Source organism: Comamonas sp. C24C (assembly GCF_053345995.1).
This window is the reverse complement of sequence record NZ_JBKFBC010000001.1, coordinates 40,240-62,049: the sequence shown is the minus strand read 5'-3', so window position 1 is coordinate 62,049 and position 21,810 is coordinate 40,240. Positions and strand designations below refer to the sequence as shown.

Sequence of the window (21,810 nt, the reverse complement as noted above, 5' to 3'; positions counted from 1 at the left end):
ATCGATTGAAACATCATGGGTATCACTTTATTTGTTGCCATCATCGCCCTGCTCACGCTGGGCTTTCCGGTGGCGTTTGCGCTGGCCATCTCGGCAGCCCTTGCAGTCTTTGTCGGCGGACGTTATCCACAGCTGATCGTCTTCAAGGAAATGTTCACGGGCATCGACAGCTTTCCGCTGATGGCCGTGCCCTTCTTCATCCTGGCCGCGGAGCTGATGTCGGGCGGTGCGCTCACGGCCGTGCTGCTGCGCTTCGCCGCCCAGTTCGTCGGCCATCTGCGCGGCGGCCTGGGCTATGCCAATGTGCTGTCGCTGACCATGTTCTCGGGCATCTCTGGCTCGGCCCTGGCCGATGCAGCCGGCCCCGGCTCCATGATGGTCAAGATGATGGACAAGGCAGGCTACAGCCGTCCCTATGCGGCCGCGCTGACGGCCAGCACCGCCATCGTGGGCCCCATCATTCCGCCATCGGTGAGCATGATCATCTATGCGCTGCAGGATGAGAATGTGTCCGTGGGCGGCCTGTTCATGGCCGGTTTCATTCCCGGCATTCTGATCGCGCTGGCCATGGCGGCCGTCAACTGGTGGGTCTGCAAGAAGCGCAACTACCGCAGCACCGAGCCGCGCCCTTCGGCACGCGAGATGTGGAGCACCAGCTTCAAGGCCATCCCTGCGCTGATGCTCATCGTGCTCATCGTGGTCGGCATCCGCTTCGGCATCTTCACGCCCACGGAAGCGTCCGTCGTGGCCGTGTTCTATGCCCTGGTCTGCGGCAAATGGGTTTACCGCACGCTCAAGTGGTCGGCTCTGCCCGGCATCCTGGCGCGCTCGGCCATGCTCACGGCCTCGGTGCTGCTGGTGATGGCGACCTCGGCAGCATTTGCCTGGGTGCTCACGGTGGAAGGCATTCCGCAGTATCTGTCCGAGCTGATCGTGAGCTGGGAACTCTCGCCCGTGATGTTCCTGATTGCCGTGAATATTCTGCTGCTGATCTTCGGCATCTTCATGGAGCCGCTGCCCGGCGTGATGATTCTGGTGCCCATTCTCGCGCCCATCGCCTTCAGCCTGGGCATCGATCCCACGCACTTCGCCATGGTGGTGATCGTCAACCTCACGCTGGGCATGATCACGCCGCCGGTCGGCGGCCTGCTGTTCGTGACCGCCGTGTCCACGCGCGTGTCCATCACCGATCTGACGCGCGAGATGCCGCTGTTCCTGCTGGCCCACTTCGTCGTGCTGTGCCTGCTGACCTTCATTCCGGCACTCTCCACCTGGCTGCCGCATACGCTGGGCTTCCAGTAAGCACTGCGCTCACCCGCCAAGGCTGCCTCCGGCAGCCTTTTTTTTGGGCGACCGAATCCTGATGTACGGCCTGTTCAGCGCACGCCGCCGCCGGCAGCGCCATACCAGGCCACGGCGCCCGCATAGCCAGCTGCGGGCTCCAGCGGTGCGCAGTTCATACCCGTCAGCCGCGCCTGCAACGAGCCGCTCCATTCCGCCAGACCCAGGCCGGCGCATTTAAGCCTGGCTTCGTGCTGCGTCCAGGCGCTCGCAAATGCTTCAGAAAAAAGAGTATCCGGCGCAATATCCAGAAGCTTCCGAGCGGTTTCCGGCCTCAGAAACAGGCGCGCTACCTCCTCCAGCTCGCGGCGCGGCGTGGTCTCGTCCACGGCCTGGATATCCACACCTACCGCAGACCGGTCATGCCAGGCCAGCAGTGCCAGTCCCGGCGCATGGCTGATGGAACAGTGCGGCGCCACAAGCGGCTTGCCGCGCAGCAACAACCGCGGCGCCTGGTTGCGCAGATTGCTGACCTCCAACTCGGCCTCGGTACAGCCTAGCTCCGGTGCCAGACAGGTTCGCAGCGCCGCCCGAGCCTGACCTCGCGCCCTGTCACGGTCTGCGGCATCCAGACCCTGTACCAACCGCAGCTGCGGCGCATCGGCTCGCCGCTCGCCGGCAAAGACGCAGGGCCGGGTCTGCATCAGGCCATCCCGGTGCGGCGCCGGGCCGGTGCGGCCGGCGCGCCTTCCCAGCGCGTGCGCGCGGGCAGGGTCTCGCCCTTCATCACCAGGGTCAGCGGCCCGAGCTGTACGTCGTCGCCCACGCTGGCACTGTAGAGCACAGTGCAGCGCGCGCCCATGGTCACGCGGCTGCCTATGGACACATGGTCGATCTTCATCACCCGGTCCTCGAACAGATGAGTCTGCGGGCAGCACAGCGCGTTGAGCTCGCTGTGGGCGCCTATCGTCACGCAGTCATGCTCGGTGATGTCGGTGGTATCCAGATAGACGCTGGCCGCAATCCTGCAGCCCATCAGGTTCATGGCCAATGGCAGCCAGGGTGTGCCACGCAGGTAACGCAGGAAGTTGGGCACGGCCATGCCCTCGTACATATTGGTCGCAGCCTCGGAGAGCCAGACAAAAGGTGTCCACATGGGCACGGCCGTCTTGCCGTAGCGCCTGATCGCCAGCCATTTGAACAGCGCCACCAGAAAGAACGCCGCGATCCCGAAGACCACCCCCGAAATGGCCAGGTCCAGCACCACGGCCCCCCAGCGCTCTTCAGAAGCCAGAGGCATCGCATCCAGCACAATGGCATAGCCGACGGCAATCACCAGCGCATGTGGAACGGCAATGCGAACGGCCTCCACCAACCCGCGCGCGACTCGCCGCCACGCAGAAGGCGCAAACGTCAGATGCTCGGGATAGCCCTGTGCGACCTCGCGCGCCGGCAAATTGATCGCGGGTGCCCCCAGCCAGGTATCGCCACTTTGCATGTCCGCATTGCGCGGCACGGCCGTCATCACGCCTATGAGCACATTCTCTGGGATGGTCGAGCCATCGGGCACATAGGCGCCGTTGCCGATGAAACTGCGGCGCGACACCACCGTGGGCTTGACCGTCATCCAGCCGCCGTCGATGAGTTCGTCGCCCAGCATCACGGCATCGGCCACAAAGCATTCGTCACCCAGCGTCAACATATCGGGCACCACGCCCAGCGCAGTGGACAGCTCGGTCTGCCTGCCGACCTTGGCGCCCAGCAGCCGGTACCAGGTGGAGGAGTAGACCGTGGCGTAGATGCCGTGCAGCGTGGACAGGCTCGCCTCCTGGATCTGGTTGACCAGCCATTTGCCCAGGTAACGCCCGCTGTGCACCGACCAGGTACCGGCCCGCGTACGCGGCAGGAACAGATAGCGCACCAGCGCCGCCGCCAGCACCGTGCAGGCCACCAGCACCAGGCTGGACGGCAGTGCCAGCACGAAGAACTTGAGAAGGCGCAGCATGAAGGCTCCCCCCGCATCGACCACTCCCTGCTCCAGCAACGGCCGCACCGAGATCGCCTCGACGTCGAGCACGTCGATCAGCATGAAGGTCGGGAACACCGGCATGAAGAACAGCGTGGCCACCAGCAGCCCCCCGGCCAGGAAGACCAGCATCCCCAGGGCCTGGCGCAGCCGACCCGCAGTCTGGCGCGGCGGCAGGCTGGCAGGGTCGAACTCGCCCACGGCCCGCGCCGGCGAGCCGGCCCAGATGCTGCGCGCGGGCTGGACCATGCCGTCGGCCAGCGCCGACTGACCCTCGAGGTGGGCCCAGTCTTCGAGGCGGGTATTGCCTTCCACGACCACATATGAGCCTATGCAGACCTGGTTGCCGATGACGATACGGCCCAGCACCAGCTCACCGCCTTCGACGCGCGCGTTCTCCAGGCTCACGGCATTGCCCACACTCACGCCGTCGCCGATGACCAGCAGGTCGGGAACGCGCACCGTCATCGAGCCGAGATTGGTCTCAAGGCCCACTTTTGCGCCCAGCGCACGCAGCCACAGCGGGTGCAGCGAGGAACCGGTGATCATCGCGATGGGCACGGCCTCCACCAGCCGGTCGGCAAACCACCAGCGGAAATAGGTCCATCCCCACAGCGGGTAACGCCCGGGCTTGAGACGCCCGGCGACCAGCCATTTGCCGGCCCAGGCAATCGCGAATTCGGCCAGGGTGGCGATCGCGAAAGCCAGCACCGACATGGCCACGGCAAACCAGACCGAGTCGTTCTCGTCGCCGGTGAAGAAGTGATAGGTGAAGAACGGCGCCAGCCACTGTGCCATCTTGATCAGCACCAGCAGCGGAATCGCCACCGCCTGGGCCGCGCCGCAGCGCCAGCGCCGCCACGCGGAATGGATGCGAAACGGCCGCGGCGGAACGCCCTCGGCGGCTTCATCATCGGCCAGCATGGCAACCTGCAGTGCATCGGCGATCAGGCCTATGTGGCGCTGCTGGTAGATGGTGCTCACCGTGGCCCGGGCAAAGCGTGCATCGGCGCGCAGCAGCGAGGTCAGCCGCGCCGCGAACAGGGAATGCCCGCCCAGATCGCTGAAGAAATCAAGCCCGCGGCGTATGGACTGCCCCGGGAAAAGCTGGGCCAGGGCCGCGAACAGCACTTCCTCGGCCGGAGTTTGGGGCAGGTCGGAGCCGCAAGCATCCATCGCTGCGGACAGCTGCCGGACCTTGAGTGCCTTGCGGTCTATCTTGCCCGAGGTCAGGCGCGGCATCTCGGCCAGCGCCTCGAAGCGCGCGGGCGCCATATAGGGCGGCAGGCGCTCGGCCAGGGCGGCACGCAGCGTGGAATGCGCGGGCGGTGCGGCGACCTCGGCGGGCACGTAGAAGGCGACCAGCTGGTCTATGCCTTCGTCCTGACGCAGCAGCACCGCCGTGGTACCCACGCCCGGCTGCTGGGCCATCACGGCCTCGATCTCGCCGAGCTCCACGCGAAAACCGCGGATCTTGACCTGATCGTCGGCCCGGCCCAGGCAGTGGATCTGGCCGTGCTCGTCGATACGCGCCAGATCCCCGGTGCGGTACAGCCGCGTATCGTGCGCCCCCTGAGCCCAGGGGTTGGCGAGGAATTTCTCGGCCGTCAGCTCGGGGCGGCCCAGGTAACCAGCCGCCACGCCGGGGCCGGTGATGCACAGCTCGCCGACCTCGCCCTGCGGCAAGCCCACCAGAGCAGGCGCGGTGCCGGCCGGAAAGCTGTCGGCCTCGATCACCTGCACCACCACCATGCCGTAGTTGGGCAGCGGCGTGCCGATGGTGACCGGCTCGCCGGCCCGCAGTTCGGCCAGGCTGGCCGACACCGTGGCCTCGGTCGGCCCATAGGTGTTGAACATCTGGCGCTGCCCACCGTCCTCCCGGTTGGCCCAGCGCGCCACCAGGGATTCGGGGCACATCTCGCCGCCAAGATTGATGAGACGCAAAGTCGGCACATCCTGCGCGAACAGTGCCAGCAGCGTGGGAACGGCGTGCAGCACCGTCACCTGCTGCTCCATCAGCGCGCGCGGCAAGGCCTCCGGGTCACCGGCGATCTCGCGCGGCGCCAGCCACAGCGTCGCGCCCACGAGGTAGCTGATCCAGATCTCCTCAAACGACATGTCGAAGGCCACCGAGAAGCCCTGGTAGACCTTGTCGCCCCGGTGCACGCCAAGCCGCGCATTCTCGCTGCGCAGAAAGTGGCAGATGCTGCCCTGGGTGATAGCGATACCCTTGGGCTTGCCCGTGGAGCCGCTGGTATAGATCACATAGGCCGGGTGGCCGGGCTGCACGCCATCGCGCCGGCGCAGTGCCGTACCCGCCGGCAGCGGCGCCAGCAGTGCGGTATCGCTGAAGACCTGCGCTGAAATACCTGCCTGGGCTTGCACCAGATGCGTCTGCCGCTCCGCGATCAATAGCGCCTTGGCATTCGCATCGCCGAGGCAGGTGGCGATGCGTTCGGTGGGCGTTTCGGCATCGAAGGGAAGCCAGGCCGCGCCGGTCTTGGCGATTGCCAGCTGCAGCGTGAGCAGCTCCATGCCGCGCGGCAGCCACAGACCCACCATGTCGCCGGGGCGGATGCCGGCCTCGATCAGCCGGTGCGCGGCGCGGTCGGCATCGGCGTCCATCTCCGCATAGCTGCACTGACGCAACTGCTCGCCCTGTCCCTCGATCAGCGCTATCTGTTCGGGGTGGGCTGCGGCGGTCGCTTCGAAGATATCGGCCAGCACCTCGTGGCGCAGCAGGTCCGGCCTCTCGGGCCCACGTAAAAAAACAGTGTCAGACATAGATCAGCGGCTTACCCGGAGCAACCATGCGTCCGAACCTGGTGACGCCGCTCTTTTCTGTCTGCCATTATTGAGCGTACCGCTCGCTTTGAGTGTTGCGCAGCCGGCTTCTCGCCCCGGCGTCGCACAATATTTGCATTCATGGAGAGCAGTCACGGCAGCGAACCTGTCAGGCCCTCGACGGCTGCAGAGGCGGCCTCGCGTCAAGGTGCAGCTGCTGCCGGGCGCATGCCTCCGGCAAGCAATTCGTGGCCTCAACCTGCGGGATCAGCTGCGGCGATGCAGGTGCTCGCGCCGCATGCCGTGCGGGCTCTGCACACCGATCAAGGCCATATTGCGCCGGATCTCGGAGGCCAGAATGCCGGCCGCGTGCAGGATTCCCGCCTCCCCCGCCACGGCTCCTGCGTAATTGAAGGGCCGGCCCACAAAGACGAACTTGGCTCCCAGTGCCAGTCCCAGCAGCACATCGTTGCCACGCCGGAAGCCGCTGTCGATCATGACCGCATATTCGGGCCCCAGCATATCGACCACCTGCGCCAGCGTCTCCATGGGCGATATCGAGCCGTCGAGCTGCCTGCCGCCGTGGTTGGACAGAATGATGCCGTTCGCCCCTGCATCGCGCGCGGACAGCGCATCCTGGGGCCGCAGAATCCCTTTGACGACCAGATTGCCTTGCCAGCGCTGGCGGATCAGGGCCAGATGATCCCAGCTCAGATGGTCGCGTGCCCCGAAGTCGCGCGTGACGCTGGAGGAGAGAATGGGAGCCCCGCGCGTGGCCTGCGAATTCTCGAAATGCGGCATGCCATGACAAACCAGGGTGCGCAAGGCCGTGCCCAGCAGCCAGCGCGGATGGGTGATGCCGTCCCAGGCCAGACGCAAGCTGGGCCGCAGCGGCGTCGAGAAACCCGCGCGAATATTGTTCTCGCGGTTGCCCGAGACCGGCGTGTCGACCGTCACCACCAGGGTCTTGAAACCTGCGGCCTCGACACGGTCCAGCAGCCTGAGGATGCGCTCCTTCTCTCCGGGCACATAGGCCTGGAACCAGGCTTGCGGGTTGGCCTTGGCCACCTCTTCCATCGCGATCAGCGAAGTGCCGCTCAGTATGGCCGGGATATGGGCCCGCGCAGCGGCCCGCGCCTGGATCAGATCGCCCCGATAGGCGGACAGTGCGCTGATGCCCATAGGCGCGATACCGAAAGGAGCTGCATAGGTCTGCCCCATCAGCGTCGTTGCCAGCGTGCGCCCTGAGGTGTCGGTCAGCACGCTGCTCATCCAGCGGTAGCTGTCGAAGACCACGCGGTTGCCGCGCAGGGACTTGTCGGTCTCGCAGCCGCCGCTCACATAGGCAAAGATGGGCGCCGGCAGATGTCTGCGCGCCGCTGTCTCGAAATCATCCAGAGACAGAATGCCGCGCAGCCTGCGAGGCATGCCCGGCTGCGCATCCGCGCGGGACGGCGCAGACGATGCAGGAGCGTTGAATTTCTCGATATCGAATCGGGCTTGCATGAGGTGGGCGCTGAAACGTTGGCACTGGTTGCAGGAAATCGCCCCAGGCGCGCTTTCTGCAATTGAAAAAGCTGCTCTTGAGACGCCTTTCAGAGCACAGGAAATGCGGTGCCGGTGCGGGTGCTCGCCCGCCCCGGCCCGAGGCACTCAGTTGAGCTTGATCTGGGCTTCGCGAATCAGCTTGCCCCACTTGGCATGCTCGCTCTTGATCCAGGCGCCGAACTTCTCCGCACCGGCCGGCGTCGGCATGCTGCCCTCCTGCGCCAGCTTGTCCTGCACCTCCTTGGTGGCCAGCAGCTTCATGGTGGCGTCGCCGATGCGCCTGACCACATCGGGCGGCATGTTCGCCGGGCCCACCAGGCCCAGCCAGGTCGAAGCCTCGAAATCGGCATAGCCCTGCTCGGCCACCGTGGGCACATCGGGCAGGGAAGGCACGCGCTGCGCCGAAGTCACGGCCAGTGCGCGGACCTTGCCCGAGGTCAGCTGCTGCATCACGGATACGGTGTTGCCGAAGTACAGCTCCACCTGTCCGCCCAGTAGATCCGTCATCGCCTGGTTCGCGCCCTTGTAGGGCACCTGCAGGATCTGGATGCCTGCGCGGCGCGCCAGCATCTCGCCGGCCAGGTGACCCACCGTCCCGTTGCCGGCCTGGGCTACGCCGTAGGTGCCGGGCCTGGCCTTGGCAGCCTTGATGAAGTCGCCCAGATTCTTGAAAGGCGAGCCGGCGCGCACGGTCAGCACCACGGGCTGCAGGGCCACGCTGACAATGGGCGTGAAGTCCTTGAGCGGATCAAAGGGCATCTTGGCATACAGGCTGGGATTGATCGCCAGATTCGCAGCCTGGCCCATACCTATGGTGTAGCCGTCGGGCGCCGCCTTGGCCACGGCATCAAGGCCGATGTTGCCGCCCGCGCCCGGCTTGTTGTCCACCACCACCGTCCAGCCCATGCCCAGATTGAGCTTGTCCGCCACCAGTCGCGAAGTGGCGTCGGTGCCACCGCCCGGCGGAAAGGGCACCACCATGCGCACCGGACGCTGAGGCCATTCGCCCGCCGCGCTGGCCATGCCCTGCACACCCACGGTCAGTGCGGCCAAGGCAGCCGCCGTCAGAAATATTCTTTTATGCATGTCTTGTCTCCTGAAAGAATGTCCCGCCTCAGACCGGCAGGCCCTTGGCGCGCAGCACCGCATCGAAGCGCTCGGGGTCGGCAGTGCCCTCGCGATTGCTTTCACGGATGGCGGCTTCCTTGGCCAGATGCGCCCGGCTGCGCTGCAGAATCTCGGCCGCATCCGCCGCAGGCACGGCAATCACGCCATCGGCATCGCCCACGATCAGATCGCCGGGCAGCACCGCCATGCCGGCGCAGGAAACCGGCACATTGATCTCGCCCGGGCCATCCTTGCTGGGACCTCGATGGGTGTGAGCACGCGCGAAGATCGGCATGCCCTCCTCGGCCCATTCGCAGAGATCGCGGATGGCACCGTCTATCACCAGGCCGGCGAGCTTGCGCGCCACGCAGGTGGTGCGCATCAGACCGCCGACCAGGGCCTGTGAGACATCGCCCCCGCCGTCGATGACCAGCACATCGCCGGGCTGCACCATCATCAGCGCCTTGTGAATCATGAGGTTGTCGCCGGGGCGCACACGCACGGTGACGGCCGGCCCGCAGAGCACGGCATCAAGCCTGGCGTGGTATTGGCGCAGGCCCAGAGTGCCGACATTGCGGCTCATGGAGTCGCCGATGGCCGCCACCGGAATGGACTTGAATGCCTCGACGACCTCGGCCTCGGGGCCAGGGACGCGCGGATTGATGCGATAGCCCGCGGGCCACTGTTTTGCACTATTGCTCATGCAGGTTCTCCGGAAAAAGAGGAATGGGATTCAAGGACCTCGGGGTTCACGCAACGGCTGGCGGCCACGGGCCGGCCTTGCAGCCAGCCCAGCACATTCGCGGCCGCACCGGCGGCCATGGCGGCCAGCGCCGCAGGCGTGGAACCACCCACATGCGGCGTCAGAACCACGTTCGGCAGGGCCGCCAGTGCGGAGTCCGCAGGCAGGGGCTCCACGGCCATGGTGTCCAGACCGGCCGCATGCAGGTGGCCGCTGCGCAGGGCCTCGACGAGTGCGGGTTCATCCACCACTTCGCCGCGTGCGGTATTGATCAGGATGGCGCCCTGCGGCAGGCGAGCCAGTCGCGCCGCGCCCAACATGCCGCGGGTGTGCCGGTTGAGCGGCACATGCAGGCTGAGCACATCGGCCAGCGGCAACAACTCGTCCAGCGAAGCCAGCAGCTTCACACCCGCCACGGGGCTGGACTGCAGCGCCGGATCGAAGGCGGCCACCTGCATGCCCAGGGCCTGGCAAACCTGGGCCACACGCTGGCCGACCTGACCGAAGCCGACCAGGCCCAGCGTCTTGCCGGACAGCTCGATGCCATCCTGGGCGCGCGACCAGCGGCCGCCGCGCACTTCCGCATCCATCCAGACAATGCGGCGGGCCGCAGCAAACAGCAGGCCCAGGGTCATCTCCGCCACGGACTGCGCGTTCGCCCCGGGCGTCACATAGACCGGAATGCCGCGCGCGCCGGCTGCGGCCACATCGATATTGCTCACGCCCACGCCATGCTTGGAGATGACCTTGAGCGTGGGGCATGAGGCGATGGCGCGTGCCGAGAGCTCCAGGGTGCGCGAGATCACGGCATCGACGGGCTCGGTGGCCATGATGCGCTCCACCGCCCCGGCATCATCGCCGGGCGCCAGATAGATCACCCGCGCACCGGCCCTGGCAAGAAGATCCGCCCCGCTGGAAGCCAGCTTGGGAGCGGTGACGAAAACGGTAAAGGCTTGTGTTGACATAAGGACTCCGATGAGCCCGGATTCTTGTCAGCATCAATCATTCCGTCTATTCGATAATATTCATTCAATCATCACTTTTATTCATCGATGGATCTGCACCTGCGCGATCTGCGCTTCTTCGAGATCGTGGCCGAGCTGGGCCACCTTGGACGGGCTGCCGAACAGCTGGGCCGCACCCAGCCGGCGCTGACCAAATGCATGCAGCGGCTGGAACAGGCAGTGGGCGGAGCATTGTTCGAGCGCGCCGGGCGCGGCATACAGCTCACGCCCGCAGGGCAGGTGCTGCTGGCCCGCGCGCGCATGCTGCGCAACGCCAGCCAGGAGGCGCTGCGCGAGGTACGCGATTTCAACGAGGGAATTTCGGGCCATGTGCGCATAGGCAGCGGCCCCGTGGCCGCCGACCATCTGCTGCCCGAGCTGTGCAGCAAGGCGCTTGCCGGCGGGCGCAAGATCACCATCAGCATCGTGATCGGCCCGAGCTGGGAGCTGCGCGACCGCCTGCGCGAAGGCCAGCTCGACCTGCTGATCGGTCTGACGGCCGAAGGCGATGCGGAACTGGTCTCCTACCCCATCGTCGAGGATGTGGTCGTGGTGGCCGCCAGCCGCACGCATCCCATCTTCGAAAAATCCCGCATCACGCCGGCCGCGCTGCTGCAGCACTCCTGGGCCCTGCCCAGCGCCAACATTCCCAGTCGCCAGTGGCTGGATCAGGCTTTTACGTCGCGCGGCATGTCGCCGCCCACGGTACAGGTCGAGGCGGGCTCCATTCCGCTGTTGCCGCGCATGGTGGCGAAGACGGATCTGCTGACCTTCGTCTCGCGCCACACGCTGCGGCTGGAGCGCAGCCGCACGCTCAAGGAGGTGCGCCTTGCCGCCACCACGCTGCGCCGTCACCTGGGCGTGACCTGCCGCAGGGACGGCTACCTGTCGCCCGCTGCCCAGCAGATTCTCAAGCTGCTGCGCGACGACGGACCCACGCTGTTCGGCAGCGACGAGGCTTCCTTTGACGATATGTGAGCATGGCTGAAACCGTCCAGGCCTAGGCATCAATCCCACGCTCTTCGCCATGGCGGTGATCGTCAACCTCACGCTGGTCATGATCACGCCACCGGTCGGTGGCCTGCTGTTCGTGACCGCCGTGTCCACGCGCGCGCTACAAGCGACGTTCGCTCACTTCCACGCGCGCACCCAGCCCCCCGAAATGCTGCACCAGGCGGTCCTTTTGCAAGGCGCTGACGCTATCGTCGAGCAGCGTCAGCGGCAGCCGGGTCTTGAGTTTCAGCAGCTCCTGCGCAGACATCGTCGTGAAGATTTTCCTGAGCGCCAGCATGACCCTGGCCGGGTCGGGCCCCAGCTCCAGCAGGCGCACGGTGTAGAAGATGGCGGAAGAGCGCGTTTCACGCGGCACAAGTGGCGCTTTGGCTGCCTTGGCCTGCACATGCGCCATCAACTCATCGAGCGAGGCGAACAATGGCCTGGCCGCGCGGTGCGGCTCGTCATGCCACTTCCACAGCACAGGCACTTCGGGCCGGCTCATGTCACCGATCAGCGGGTCTCCATCCAGGCCATGGGTCAGCACCAGCCAGTGCGGGCTCCAGCCATCCGCCACCGCACCATCGATCCAGCGCAGATCACCGGGCGTGCTGGCCTTGAGGTCCAGGCCGAAGCGGTACTCACCAGTCTGAGACCACAGCCCTGCCGCATCGGTGGCGCGCTGCATCGCGAGCCGGTTGCCCGCGCCTTCACGCCATGCAGGAAGCTGTAACCACGGCAGCGCATCCTTCCAGCCAAGCGCCCAGGTCATCCAGGCCTGCACCGCCGTCGGCAGCGGTGGGCGCGCGATCTGCGCCATCCACGCGACACGCGAGGCCGCCAGCTCAGCCGGTGCAGGAAAGTTGCCGCGCGAGAAAGACATGGTGTGCGCCGCCTCTTACCGCGCCAGCACCGGCGCCAGTGCCTTGCCGGTGTGGGTGCCGATGTCGACGAGATCCTCGGGAGTTCCCGCGGCCACGATGCGCCCGCCGTCCTTGCCTCCTTCGGGGCCCAGATCGATGATCCAGTCCGCCTCGGCAATCACGTCGAGGTCATGCTCGATGACCACCACGCTGTGGCCGCCATCGACGAGTCGGTGCAGCACATGGATGAGCTTGTCCACATCGGCCATGTGCAGGCCCACGGTGGGCTCGTCCAGCACATACAGCGTGTGCGGAGCCTTCTGTCCGCGTCGACCGATATCGTCGCGCACCTTGGTCAGCTCGGTCACCAGCTTGATGCGCTGGGCCTCGCCGCCCGACAGCGTGGGCGATGGCTGGCCCAGGGTCAGATAGCCCAGACCCACGTCTTTGAGCAACTGCAGCGGATGGGCAATCGACGGCATGGAGGCGAAGAACTCCACGGCCTCATCGACCTCCATCTGCAGCACATCGCCAATGCTCTTGCCGCGCCAGGTCACGGCCAGCGTCTCGGGGTTGAAACGTGCGCCGTGGCAGACTTCGCAAGGCACTTTCACATCGGGCAGAAAGCTCATCTCGATGGTGCGCACGCCCTGGCCCTCACAGGCCGGGCAACGGCCTTCGCCGGTGTTGAAGGAGAAGCGGCCGGCCGCATAACCGCGGGCCTTGGCCTCCAGAGTCTCGGCGAACAGCTTGCGAATCGTGTCCCAGAAGCCGATATAGGTCGCGGGGCAGGAGCGCGGCGTCTTGCCGATCGGAGTCTGGTCGACTTCGAGCACGCGATCGATGGTCTCGAAGCCCTTGAGCCCCTTGCAACCCACGAGCGCCGGCGACTTGCCGGCATCCATGGCATCGCGGCCGGCCTTGGTCGAGCGCTGCTGCACCCAGGCCGCCACATTGCTCAGCAGCACATCGCGCGCCAGCGTGGACTTGCCCGAGCCTGAAACGCCGGTCACGCCCACCAGGCGCTTGAGCGGAACGCGCGCGTCCACATTCTGCAGATTGTGCAGATTCGCGCCCAGCACCGTGAGCCAGTGCAATGCATCGCTGTCTTGCTGCACCACATTTTCAGTAGCAGCTACCGCTTTCTTTTTCTTGGCTTTGGATGGTTTTTTATCTGAAACCTCCATATCACCAGCGTCAGAAGCTTCTGTATTGATAGCAGCTGGCTGCACCGGAGGCTCGCCCTCTCCCACCCACAGACGTGGCTTGAAAGGGTGGCGCATGGCGTGCAGCAGATAGCGCCCGGTGACCGAGTCCTTGGCCGCCATGATGTCGGCAACCGTGCCCTCGGCCACCAGACGGCCGCCGCGAATGCCGGCGCTGGGACCGATATCGATCACGTGATCGGCGCGGCGAATCGTGTCTTCGTCGTGCTCCACCACCACCAGCGTGTTGCCCTTGTCGCCGAGCTTGTGCAAGGCATTGAGCAGAATCTGGTTGTCGCGTGCATGCAGGCCGATGGTGGGCTCATCCAGCACATAGCAGACACCTTGCAGATTGCTGCCCAGCTGCGCGGCCAGACGGATGCGTTGGGCTTCGCCCCCGCTCAGGGTGGGGGCGCCGCGGTCCAGCGTCAGATAGTTGAGACCGACTTCTTCCAGGAATTCGAGACGGCTCTGGATCTCGGGGATCAGGTCGCGCGCAATATCGGCTTCGCGGCCCGTAAGCTCCAGACTCTGTATCCAGTGGCGCACATCGCTGACCGACAGCTGGGCGATATCGGTAATCGCCTCGTCGTGAAACTTCACGGCTCGCGCCACGGGGTTCAGACGTGTGCCGTGGCACTTGGGGCATTCCACCTCGGCCAGATCTTCCACTTCCTGACCCTCGAACTTCACCTCCCGCCCCCGGTTGTCGTCGGCCAGCAAGGTGTCGTCATAGACCTTGCGCTGATCCTTGGTCAGCTTCACGCCCGTGCCCACGCAATCGGGGCACCAGCCATGCTTGCTGTTGTAGGAGAACAGACGCGGGTCCAGCTCGGCATAGCTGGTGGCGCAGACCGGGCAGGCACGCTGGGTGGAGAACACCTGCAGCGCGCCGATGCCGGCCGTGCTCCGGCCGCCCTGCATGGCGTCAGCCAGGTTCTCGATGCCGGACAGCACATGCAGCACGCCCTTGCCGATTTCCAGCGCCTGGCGCAGATGGCCGCGCAGCTCCTTCTCGTTGGCCGCGGTCACCGTCACGCTGGCCACGGGCAGCTCGATGGTGTGTTCCTTGAAGCGATCTATACGCGGGAAGCCCGTGGTCGGCAGAAACTCGCCGTCCACGCGCAGATGCGTGTAGCCCTTGGGTCTGGCCCAGTCGGCCAGCTCGGTATAGACGCCCTTGCGGTTGACGACCAACGGACTCAACAGGCCTATGGTCTGGCCGCGGAAATTCGTCATCAGCTGCGCGGCAATGCTTTCCTCGGTCTGCGGCTGCACGATGGCATCGTCGTGAATGCAGTGCTGCACGCCCAGCTTCACATAGAGCAGGCGCAGAAAGTGCCAGACCTCGGTGGTCGTGCCCACCGTGGACTTGCGACCGCCGCGCGACAGGCGCTGCTCGATGGCCACCGTGGGCGGTATGCCATAGACCGCATCGACCTCGGGACGTCCCGCAGGCTGCACGATGGAACGCGCATAGGCATTGAGCGATTCGAGATAGCGGCGCTGGCCTTCGTTGAACAGGATGTCGAAAGCCAGCGTGGATTTGCCCGAACCCGACACCCCGGTCACCACATTGAACTTGCCGCGTGGCACATCCACGCTCAGGGACTTGAGGTTGTGTTCCTTGGCATTGACGATCTCGATCGCGTTCTTGGCCTGCGGCGCCTTTTCAGCCTGGGCCTTGCGCTGGGGCTTGTAGAGCATGGGAGCGACTTCGCGCACCGCCTCGCCGCCCACCCCCATGGCCAGGTCGTATTCGCGCAGGGCCTGGGCCGTGTGCGACTCCTTTACATGGCGCACCTCCTCGGGCGTGCCCTCGGCGACGATCAGACCGCCGCCATCACCGCCTTCAGGGCCCAGATCGATCAGCCAGTCGCTGGCGCGAATCACGTCCAGGTTGTGCTCGATGACGATCAGCGAGTGTCCGGCTTCCAGCAGTTTGCGCAATGCGCGCATGAGCTTGGCGATATCTTCGAAATGCAGGCCGGTCGTGGGCTCGTCGAACAGGAACAGCGTGCCTTTCTTAGCCAGCGACTGCTTGGATTTGGACTGTGCCTTGGCCGCCTCGGCCAGAAAGCCGGCGAGCTTGAGGCGCTGTGCTTCGCCGCCCGACAGCGTGGGCACCGGCTGGCCAAGCTTCACGTATTCCAGGCCCACATCGACGATGGGCTGCAGCGCGCGGATCACGTCGCGGTCCTGCGCAAACAGCAGCGCGGCTTCGGCGACCGTGAGTTCCAGCACATCGGCCACATTCAGCGGCTGGCCGTTGCGCTCGATCTTCACTTCCAGAATCTCGGGGCGATAACGCGTGCCGTTGCAGTCCGGGCAGCGCAGATAGACGTCCGAGAGGAACTGCATCTCCACATGCTCGAAGCCCGAGCCGCCGCAGGTCGGGCAGCGGCCGTCGCCGCTGTTGAAGCTGAACTTGGCAGCGGTGTAGCCGCGCTGGCGCGACAGCGGCGCCACGGCGAACAGCTCGCGGATCGCATCCCAGGCGCCCACATAGCTGACCGGGTTGGAGCGCGCCGTCTTGCCGATCGGCGACTGGTCCACGAACATCACATCGGCCAGATGGTCCGCGCCCAGCAGGCGCTCGAACGCGCCCGCGGCATCGGTGGGCTTGCCGAAGTGACGCATCAGCGCTGGCACCAGCACATCCTGGATCAGCGTGGATTTGCCCGAGCCCGAAACGCCGGTGATGGTGACCAGGCGCTGCAGCGGAAAGTCCACGCTGATGTCACGCAGATTGTGTTCGCGCGCGCCTTCGAGAATCAGGCGCGGCGTGCTCTCGGTCACCATGCGCTTGAGGCCGAAACCCACCTGCTTGCGCCCGCCCAGATAGGCGCCGGTCAGCGTATCGGCCTGGCGCAGATCCTCGGGTGTACCGTCGAACACGATCTGGCCGCCGCGCGCACCGGGGCCAGGTCCCATGTCGATCATGCGGTCGGCGGCAAACATCACAGCCGGGTCATGCTCCACCACAACCAGCGTATTGCCCGCATCGCGCAGGCGCTGCATGGCCTCGGTGATGCGCTCCATATCGCGCGGGTGCAGACCTATCGATGGCTCGTCGAGCACGAACAAGGTATTGACCAGCGAAGTGCCCAGAGCGGTGGTGAGGTTGATGCGCTGCACCTCGCCGCCGCTCAGCGTGCGGCTCTGGCGGTCCAGCGTGAGATAGCCTATGCCCACATCGCACAGATACTGCAGCCGCGTCATGACTTCGGCGTGCAGCATCTTCAAGGCCTGGGTTTCGCCATCGTTCCTGTCGGCTGCCTCGCTGGGCACCAGCTGTGCAAAGAACTCGCGCAGGCGCGTGATCGGCAGACGCATCAGATCATGCAGACACAGGCCAGGCAGGCTCTCCAGTTGCTCACGGCTCCAGCCCACTGCCTGCGGCATGAAGCGCTGGTATCTGCCGCTCTCGTCGCCGGGCGGCAGCACGGCATCGGCAGCCTGCTTGCTGCCAATGCGCCAGAGCAGGCTCTCGGTCTTGAGGCGGGCACCGCCGCAGCTCGGGCATTCGGTATAGCTGCGGTACTTGGACAGCAGCACCCGGATATGCATCTTGTACGCCTTGCTTTCGAGGTACTCGAAGAAGCGACGAATGCCATACCAGGTCTGGCTCCACTTGCCGTTCCAGTTGGGCGAGCCCTCGATCACCCAGTCCTTCTGCGCCTGGGTCAGCTTGGACCAGGCCGTATCGCGTGGAATGCCTTCGGCCTCGGAGTGGCGCATCAGGTCGTCCTGAATCTCCTTCCAGGCCGGCGTCTGGATCGGCTTGATGACACCGGTGCGCAAGGTGAGTTTTTCGTTCGGAATCACCAGACCCCAGTCCACCCCGATGACGCGCCCGAAACCACGGCAGGCATCGCAGGCTCCCACAGCGGAGTTGAACGAGAACAGCGAGGGAATCGGCTCCTGATAGGTCAGATTGCTTTCAGGGCAATGCAGACCCAGCGAGAACTTCCACAGCTCGGGCTCGGCCGCCTCTGCAGCACTCTCGGGCAGCACGTACACCGTGAGCCTGCCGCTGCCGCGCTTGAGGCCCACCTCGATCGCCTCCATGGCGCGGGAGCGCTCGGCCTTGCCGAGGCGAAAGCGGTCGGCAATCACATCCAGCACCTTGATCTTCTCGGGGGCTGGCTTGGCTTTTTTCTTGCCCTTGGCGGCTTCGTCACTGGCCGCATGAGCGCGCTCCACCTCGCGCTCGGCCTGCACCTTGGTGAAGCCGCTGGCAGACAGCCATTGCTCCACCTCTTCGGCCGAGGTATTGGCCGGCAGCTCCACCGGGAAGGTGATGGCAATGCGCGGATCGCCCGCCGCCTCGCAGCGCTGGGCCAGTTCGGCGTAAATGCTGTCCGCCGTGTCATGGCGCACCGGCAGGGCCGTCCTGCTGTCAAACAGCTGGGCCGCGCGCGCAAACAGCAGCTTGAGGTGATCGTTGATCTCCGTCATCGTGCCCACGGTGGAGCGCGAGTTGCGCACCGGGTTGGTCTGGTCGATGGCAATCGCCGGCGGCACACCCTCGACCTTGTCCACGGCCGGCTTGTCCATGCGATCGAGGAACTGCCGCGCATAGGCGGAGAAGGTCTCCACATAGCGACGCTGACCTTCGGCGTACAAGGTGTCGAACACCAGACTGGACTTGCCCGAGCCGCTGGGGCCGGTGACCACGGTCAGCTCACCGGTGCGGATATCGATGTCCAGATTGCGAAGATTGTGCTGGCGAGCACCACGGATACGGATCAGGCCCTGCGTCATGTTCTGCGGTCTTTTCAATGGAGGCCAAACATTCTAGGCAGTCCTGGCAAGAACCTTGGCTGCACATGTGCATTAGGGTTTTGCAGCAGCCGAAAGAAAAGCCCCGGCTTGCGGGGCTTTGCGCGGGTGCGGCAGTCTTCATTTGGACTCCGCCGGTGCATGGATTGCATCCGCACCATGCTTTTCGCCGCTCATGTCCACCTTGTCACCCGCCTTCATGATGACAAACAGCGCCACGGCGGCAAACACCACAAAACCAATCGCGAGCTTCCACATATCAGTCTCCAGAGTCGTTATGAAAAGCAGCCGGAGCGGCGGCTTGCGCCGCTCCGGTCAGCACGACCATTGAGCCCCATCGAGTTTGCGCGTGGCTTACTACCGGTCGGGCTGCGCATAAGAAAAAACCCCATGCCTCGCGACATGGGGTATGAACTTGGAGTAATGGTCTGCATTATCAGCTGCAGCTGCTGGAGACACCGCTTGCGCGGTGCACAAATTAGAAGTTGTGACGCACGCCCAGAGCGAAGGAGCTGAAGTCCGCGCCGGCAGCACCGGTCACATAGTTCGCACCCTTGCTGTTGTTCACCTTGGTGTAGTAGCCATACACCTTGGTGCGCTTGCTCAGGTTGTAGTTGTAGCCCAGAGTCCACTGAGTGGCTGCGGAGTCGGCAATGTGGCTCCACTTGTTGGCGTGACCCACGTTGGCGTGGAATTCCGAAGCGCCCAGGGCATACATGGCCGACAGACGGAAGTTGTTGCGCGAGCCGGCGCCAGTGCCGGTGATCTGGTTGTCGTCCTTGTTGCGCTGGTAGTAGGCACCCAGGGTCACTTGACCAAAGGTGTACAGGCCGCGCAGGGCAGCTTGCCAGTTGTCGCCCACCTTGCTGAAGCCAGCGCCCAGGTGCAGAGGACCGGTGGCGTAGTTGGCGGCCAGGTCATAGCCGTTCTTGCGAGGACCGACCGTAGGATCCTTCTCGTGCAGCGACACGGAGGCATCGACCGTCAGACCACCCATGCTGGGAGTGCGGTAGCCAACCTTGTTCTTGGTGCTCAGACCGCCGAACCAGACGGGATCGTAGTACAGCGCATCGGAAGAAGAACCGGTGTCGTGGTTGTGCATGCTGATGTAGTCAGCGGTTGCATAGTAGGACTCGGGCACGAAGTTGCCCAGACGGATCATGCCGAAGCCACCCGACAGGTTCACTTCGCTCTGACGGGCAAAGGACATGCCGGTCGTGGGATGGGTCCAGGCGGAACCGGTGCCGGTGTCGGAGTTGAAGCCGGACTCCAGCGTGAAGCCAGCCTTCAGGCCGCCACCCAGATCTTCGGTGCCGCGAATGCCCCAACGCGAGGCATTGTTGTACAGGCCGGACACGGACTGATCACCGGACTTCTGACGCTCGACGGTGGTGTTGATACGGCCGTACAGCGTCACGCTGCTCTGTGCCATTGCGGTGGTCGCGCCCATCACAGCCAGTGCGGCCAGAGCGATGCGAGTCATCTTGGTCATTCAATGCTCCTATATCCTGGGATAGTGTTTTTGCACCGCATTGGCTTGTAGGTTGTTGGCCCTCTCGCGGCTAGGTGTGATTCTAGGTGGGCCCCTCTCAAAAGCATGATTTGCATCGCAAAAAAGTAACGCAATGATGCTTTGTTGCCACACTGCTGTAACCCATTAGTGCTGCAGTAATACGCAAAAGACCTGCAAAGCACGAGCCTTGCAGGTCTTCGATGTGATGCTGCATAAATTGCAGCACCGTCACGTCACATCAGTCTTCGGCGTAGATGTCGCGATCCTTGGTTTCGGGCACGAACAGCGTACCGATCACGGCCGTCGCACCGGCGATGATGATGGGGTACCAGAGACCGTTGTACATATTGCCGGTCTGAGCCACGATGGCGAAGGACATGGTGGGCAGCAGACCGCCAAACCAGCCGTTGCCGATGTGGTAGGGCAAGCTCATCGAGGTGTAGCGGATGCGGGTCGGGAACAGCTCCACCAGCATGGCCGCAATCGGGCCGTAGACCATGGTCACCAGCAGCACCAGATAGGTCAGGATCACGACCATCATGACCTTGTTCATCTTGGCAGGGTCGGCCTTGGTGGGATAGCCGTCCTTGGCCAATTCTGCAGCCACGGTCTTCTTGAAGGCGCCGTCCTTGGCCTTGGCCTCGTCAGCGGGCAGGCCCTTGAGCGAGAACGAAGGGATCTCGGTCGAGCCGATACGGATCATGGCCTGCGTGCCGGCAGGAGCGTCCTCTGTTTCATAGCTCACGGAACCGGCTGCCAGCACCTGCTTGGCCACGTCGCAGGAACTGGTGAACTTGGTCGTGCCTGTGGGGTTGAACTGGAAGGAGCACTCCGCAGGATCGGCCACGATGACCACCTTGTTCTTGGCCTGGGCGGCGGCAAGATCGGGGTTGGCTGCTTCGGTCAGCGCCTTGAAGGCGGGGAAGTAGGTCAGCACCGCCAGAATGCAGCCCAGCATGATGATGGGCTTGCGTCCGATCTTGTCGGACAGCGTACCGAAGATCACAAAGAAAGGCGTGCCGATCAGCAGGGCAGCCGCAATCATCAGGTTCGCCGTGACGGCATCGACCTTGAGCTGCTGGGTCAGGAAGAACAGCGCATAGAACTGACCGGTGTACCACACCACGGCCTGGCCGGCGGTCAGACCGACCAGGGCCAGAATCACGATCTTCAGGTTCTTCCACTGGCCGAAGGACTCCTTCAGCGGAGCCTTGGAGACCTTGCCTTCGGCCTTCATCTTCTGGAAGGCAGGAGACTCGGACAGCGTCATGCGAATCCAGACCGAGATGGCCAGCAGCAGGATGGACACCAAGAAGGGAATGCGCCAGCCCCAGTCGGCAAACGCTTCTTCGCCCATCATGGTGCGCACGCCCAGGATCACCAGCAGCGACAGGAACAGGCCCAGCGTTGCCGTGGTCTGGATCCACGAGGTGTAGGCACCGCGCTTGCCGTGCGGTGCATGCTCGGCCACATAGGTGGCAGCGCCGCCGTACTCGCCGCCCAACGCCAAGCCTTGCAGCATGCGCAGCGCGATCAGGATCACGGGAGCGGCCACGCCGATGCTGGCGTAGTTGGGCAAGATCCCCACGATGAAGGTGGACAGGCCCATGATCAGGATCGTCACCAGGAAGGTGTACTTGCGCCCGATCATGTCGCCCAGACGGCCGAACACCAGCGCGCCGAAGGGGCGCACGATGAAGCCTGCCGCAAAGGCCAGCAAGGCAAAGATGAAGGCCGATCCCGCATCCAGGCCGCTGAAGAACTGCTTGGCGATGATGGCTGCCAGAGATCCGTACAGATAGAAGTCGTACCACTCGAAAACGGTTCCGAGTGAAGACGCAAAGATGACTTTGCGCTCTTCCGGGCTCATCGGCCGTGGGGCCGATTTACCTCCCATGTTTGCTGTCGCATTGATGGCCATGTTTGTCTCCTAGGTTTTTGGAATTTCAGGCGCTGCCA

General features: G+C 64.7%; 13 protein-coding genes. 2 read left to right on the top strand and 11 right to left on the bottom strand.

Annotated features, from left to right (window positions below):
* Nucleotides 1-15: 15 nt before the first annotated feature.
* Nucleotides 16-1,302 (top strand): TRAP transporter large permease, encoded by a 1,287-nt coding sequence (locus ACLBXN_RS00260; protein ID WP_447610745.1) that lies wholly within the window; start codon nucleotides 16-18, stop codon nucleotides 1,300-1,302.
* A 74-nt stretch (nucleotides 1,303-1,376) separates the two neighbouring features.
* Here the strand turns inward: ACLBXN_RS00260 and ACLBXN_RS00255 are convergent, their stop codons facing one another.
* The 6 genes from ACLBXN_RS00255 to ACLBXN_RS00230 all read right to left on the bottom strand — a co-directional run bounded on the left by ACLBXN_RS00255 (nucleotide 1,377) and on the right by ACLBXN_RS00230 (nucleotide 10,453).
* Nucleotides 1,377-1,985, bottom strand: coding sequence for a 4'-phosphopantetheinyl transferase family protein (locus ACLBXN_RS00255; RefSeq protein WP_447610744.1), 609 nt, complete (start codon nucleotides 1,983-1,985; stop codon nucleotides 1,377-1,379).
* Nucleotides 1,985-6,091, bottom strand: a complete 4,107-nt coding sequence (locus ACLBXN_RS00250; protein WP_447610743.1) for a Pls/PosA family non-ribosomal peptide synthetase — start codon at nucleotides 6,089-6,091, stop codon at nucleotides 1,985-1,987. The genes ACLBXN_RS00255 and ACLBXN_RS00250 overlap by 1 nt, the downstream gene beginning before the upstream one ends.
* Nucleotides 6,092-6,358: 267 nt before the next feature.
* The gene (locus tag ACLBXN_RS00245; RefSeq protein ID WP_447610741.1) at nucleotides 6,359-7,597 is read right to left on the bottom strand and encodes an alpha-hydroxy acid oxidase; all 1,239 of its coding nucleotides are present in this window, start codon (nucleotides 7,595-7,597) and stop codon (nucleotides 6,359-6,361) included.
* 147 nt (nucleotides 7,598-7,744) lie between these two features.
* Nucleotides 7,745-8,725 carry a Bug family tripartite tricarboxylate transporter substrate binding protein gene (locus ACLBXN_RS00240; protein ID WP_447610740.1) on the bottom strand — a complete coding sequence of 327 codons (981 nt, stop codon included), beginning with the start codon at nucleotides 8,723-8,725 and terminating at the stop codon, nucleotides 7,745-7,747.
* Between the two features lie 28 nt (nucleotides 8,726-8,753).
* Nucleotides 8,754-9,449 (bottom strand): RraA family protein, encoded by a 696-nt coding sequence (locus tag ACLBXN_RS00235; RefSeq protein WP_447610739.1) that lies wholly within the window; start codon nucleotides 9,447-9,449, stop codon nucleotides 8,754-8,756.
* Nucleotides 9,446-10,453: a hydroxyacid dehydrogenase gene (locus ACLBXN_RS00230; RefSeq protein ID WP_447610738.1), complete on the bottom strand. Its 1,008-nt coding sequence runs from the start codon at nucleotides 10,451-10,453 to the stop codon at nucleotides 9,446-9,448. Before ACLBXN_RS00230 ends, ACLBXN_RS00235 begins: the two co-directional genes overlap by 4 nt.
* Nucleotides 10,454-10,540: 87 nt before the next feature.
* Between ACLBXN_RS00230 and ACLBXN_RS00225 the strand changes: the two genes are divergently transcribed.
* On the top strand, nucleotides 10,541-11,470 hold the full coding sequence (locus ACLBXN_RS00225; RefSeq protein WP_087085177.1) for a LysR substrate-binding domain-containing protein: 930 nt from the start codon (nucleotides 10,541-10,543) through the stop codon (nucleotides 11,468-11,470).
* A 136-nt stretch (nucleotides 11,471-11,606) separates the two neighbouring features.
* Here ACLBXN_RS00225 and ACLBXN_RS00220 read toward each other — a convergent pair whose 3' ends face one another.
* From ACLBXN_RS00220 to ACLBXN_RS00200, 5 genes are all read right to left on the bottom strand, one after another.
* Nucleotides 11,607-12,368 (bottom strand): hypothetical protein, encoded by a 762-nt coding sequence (locus ACLBXN_RS00220; RefSeq protein WP_447610737.1) that lies wholly within the window; start codon nucleotides 12,366-12,368, stop codon nucleotides 11,607-11,609.
* Between the two features lie 15 nt (nucleotides 12,369-12,383).
* Entirely contained in the window at nucleotides 12,384-18,320 is a 5,937-nt protein-coding gene (gene uvrA / locus ACLBXN_RS00215) for an excinuclease ABC subunit UvrA (RefSeq protein ID WP_447610736.1), read from the bottom strand.
* Nucleotides 18,321-18,458: 138 nt separating this feature from the next.
* Nucleotides 18,459-18,596 (bottom strand): hypothetical protein, encoded by a 138-nt coding sequence (locus tag ACLBXN_RS00210; RefSeq protein ID WP_003059044.1) that lies wholly within the window; start codon nucleotides 18,594-18,596, stop codon nucleotides 18,459-18,461.
* A 220-nt stretch (nucleotides 18,597-18,816) separates the two neighbouring features.
* Nucleotides 18,817-19,830, bottom strand: a complete 1,014-nt coding sequence (locus ACLBXN_RS00205) for a porin (protein ID WP_003059045.1) — start codon at nucleotides 19,828-19,830, stop codon at nucleotides 18,817-18,819.
* Nucleotides 19,831-20,089: 259 nt separating this feature from the next.
* On the bottom strand, nucleotides 20,090-21,772 hold the full coding sequence (locus ACLBXN_RS00200; protein WP_211457906.1) for an MFS transporter: 1,683 nt from the start codon (nucleotides 21,770-21,772) through the stop codon (nucleotides 20,090-20,092).
* Nucleotides 21,773-21,810 lie beyond the last annotated feature (38 nt).

Coding starts and splice junctions, on each gene's coding strand:
- ACLBXN_RS00225 (WP_087085177.1), top strand. CDS start 10,541: ATGGATCTGCACCTGCGCGATCTGCGCTTCTTCGAGATCGTGGCCGAG.
- ACLBXN_RS00230 (WP_447610738.1), bottom strand. CDS start 10,453: ATGTCAACACAAGCCTTTACCGTTTTCGTCACCGCTCCCAAGCTGGCT.
- ACLBXN_RS00240 (WP_447610740.1), bottom strand. CDS start 8,725: ATGCATAAAAGAATATTTCTGACGGCGGCTGCCTTGGCCGCACTGACC.
- ACLBXN_RS00255 (WP_447610744.1), bottom strand. CDS start 1,985: ATGCAGACCCGGCCCTGCGTCTTTGCCGGCGAGCGGCGAGCCGATGCG.
- uvrA (WP_447610736.1), bottom strand. CDS start 18,320: ATGACGCAGGGCCTGATCCGTATCCGTGGTGCTCGCCAGCACAATCTT.
- ACLBXN_RS00250 (WP_447610743.1), bottom strand. CDS start 6,091: ATGTCTGACACTGTTTTTTTACGTGGGCCCGAGAGGCCGGACCTGCTG.
- ACLBXN_RS00235 (WP_447610739.1), bottom strand. CDS start 9,449: ATGAGCAATAGTGCAAAACAGTGGCCCGCGGGCTATCGCATCAATCCG.
- ACLBXN_RS00200 (WP_211457906.1), bottom strand. CDS start 21,772: ATGGCCATCAATGCGACAGCAAACATGGGAGGTAAATCGGCCCCACGG.
- ACLBXN_RS00245 (WP_447610741.1), bottom strand. CDS start 7,597: ATGCAAGCCCGATTCGATATCGAGAAATTCAACGCTCCTGCATCGTCT.
- ACLBXN_RS00220 (WP_447610737.1), bottom strand. CDS start 12,368: ATGTCTTTCTCGCGCGGCAACTTTCCTGCACCGGCTGAGCTGGCGGCC.
- ACLBXN_RS00260 (WP_447610745.1), top strand. CDS start 16: ATGGGTATCACTTTATTTGTTGCCATCATCGCCCTGCTCACGCTGGGC.
- ACLBXN_RS00205 (WP_003059045.1), bottom strand. CDS start 19,830: ATGACCAAGATGACTCGCATCGCTCTGGCCGCACTGGCTGTGATGGGC.
- ACLBXN_RS00210 (WP_003059044.1), bottom strand. CDS start 18,596: ATGTGGAAGCTCGCGATTGGTTTTGTGGTGTTTGCCGCCGTGGCGCTG.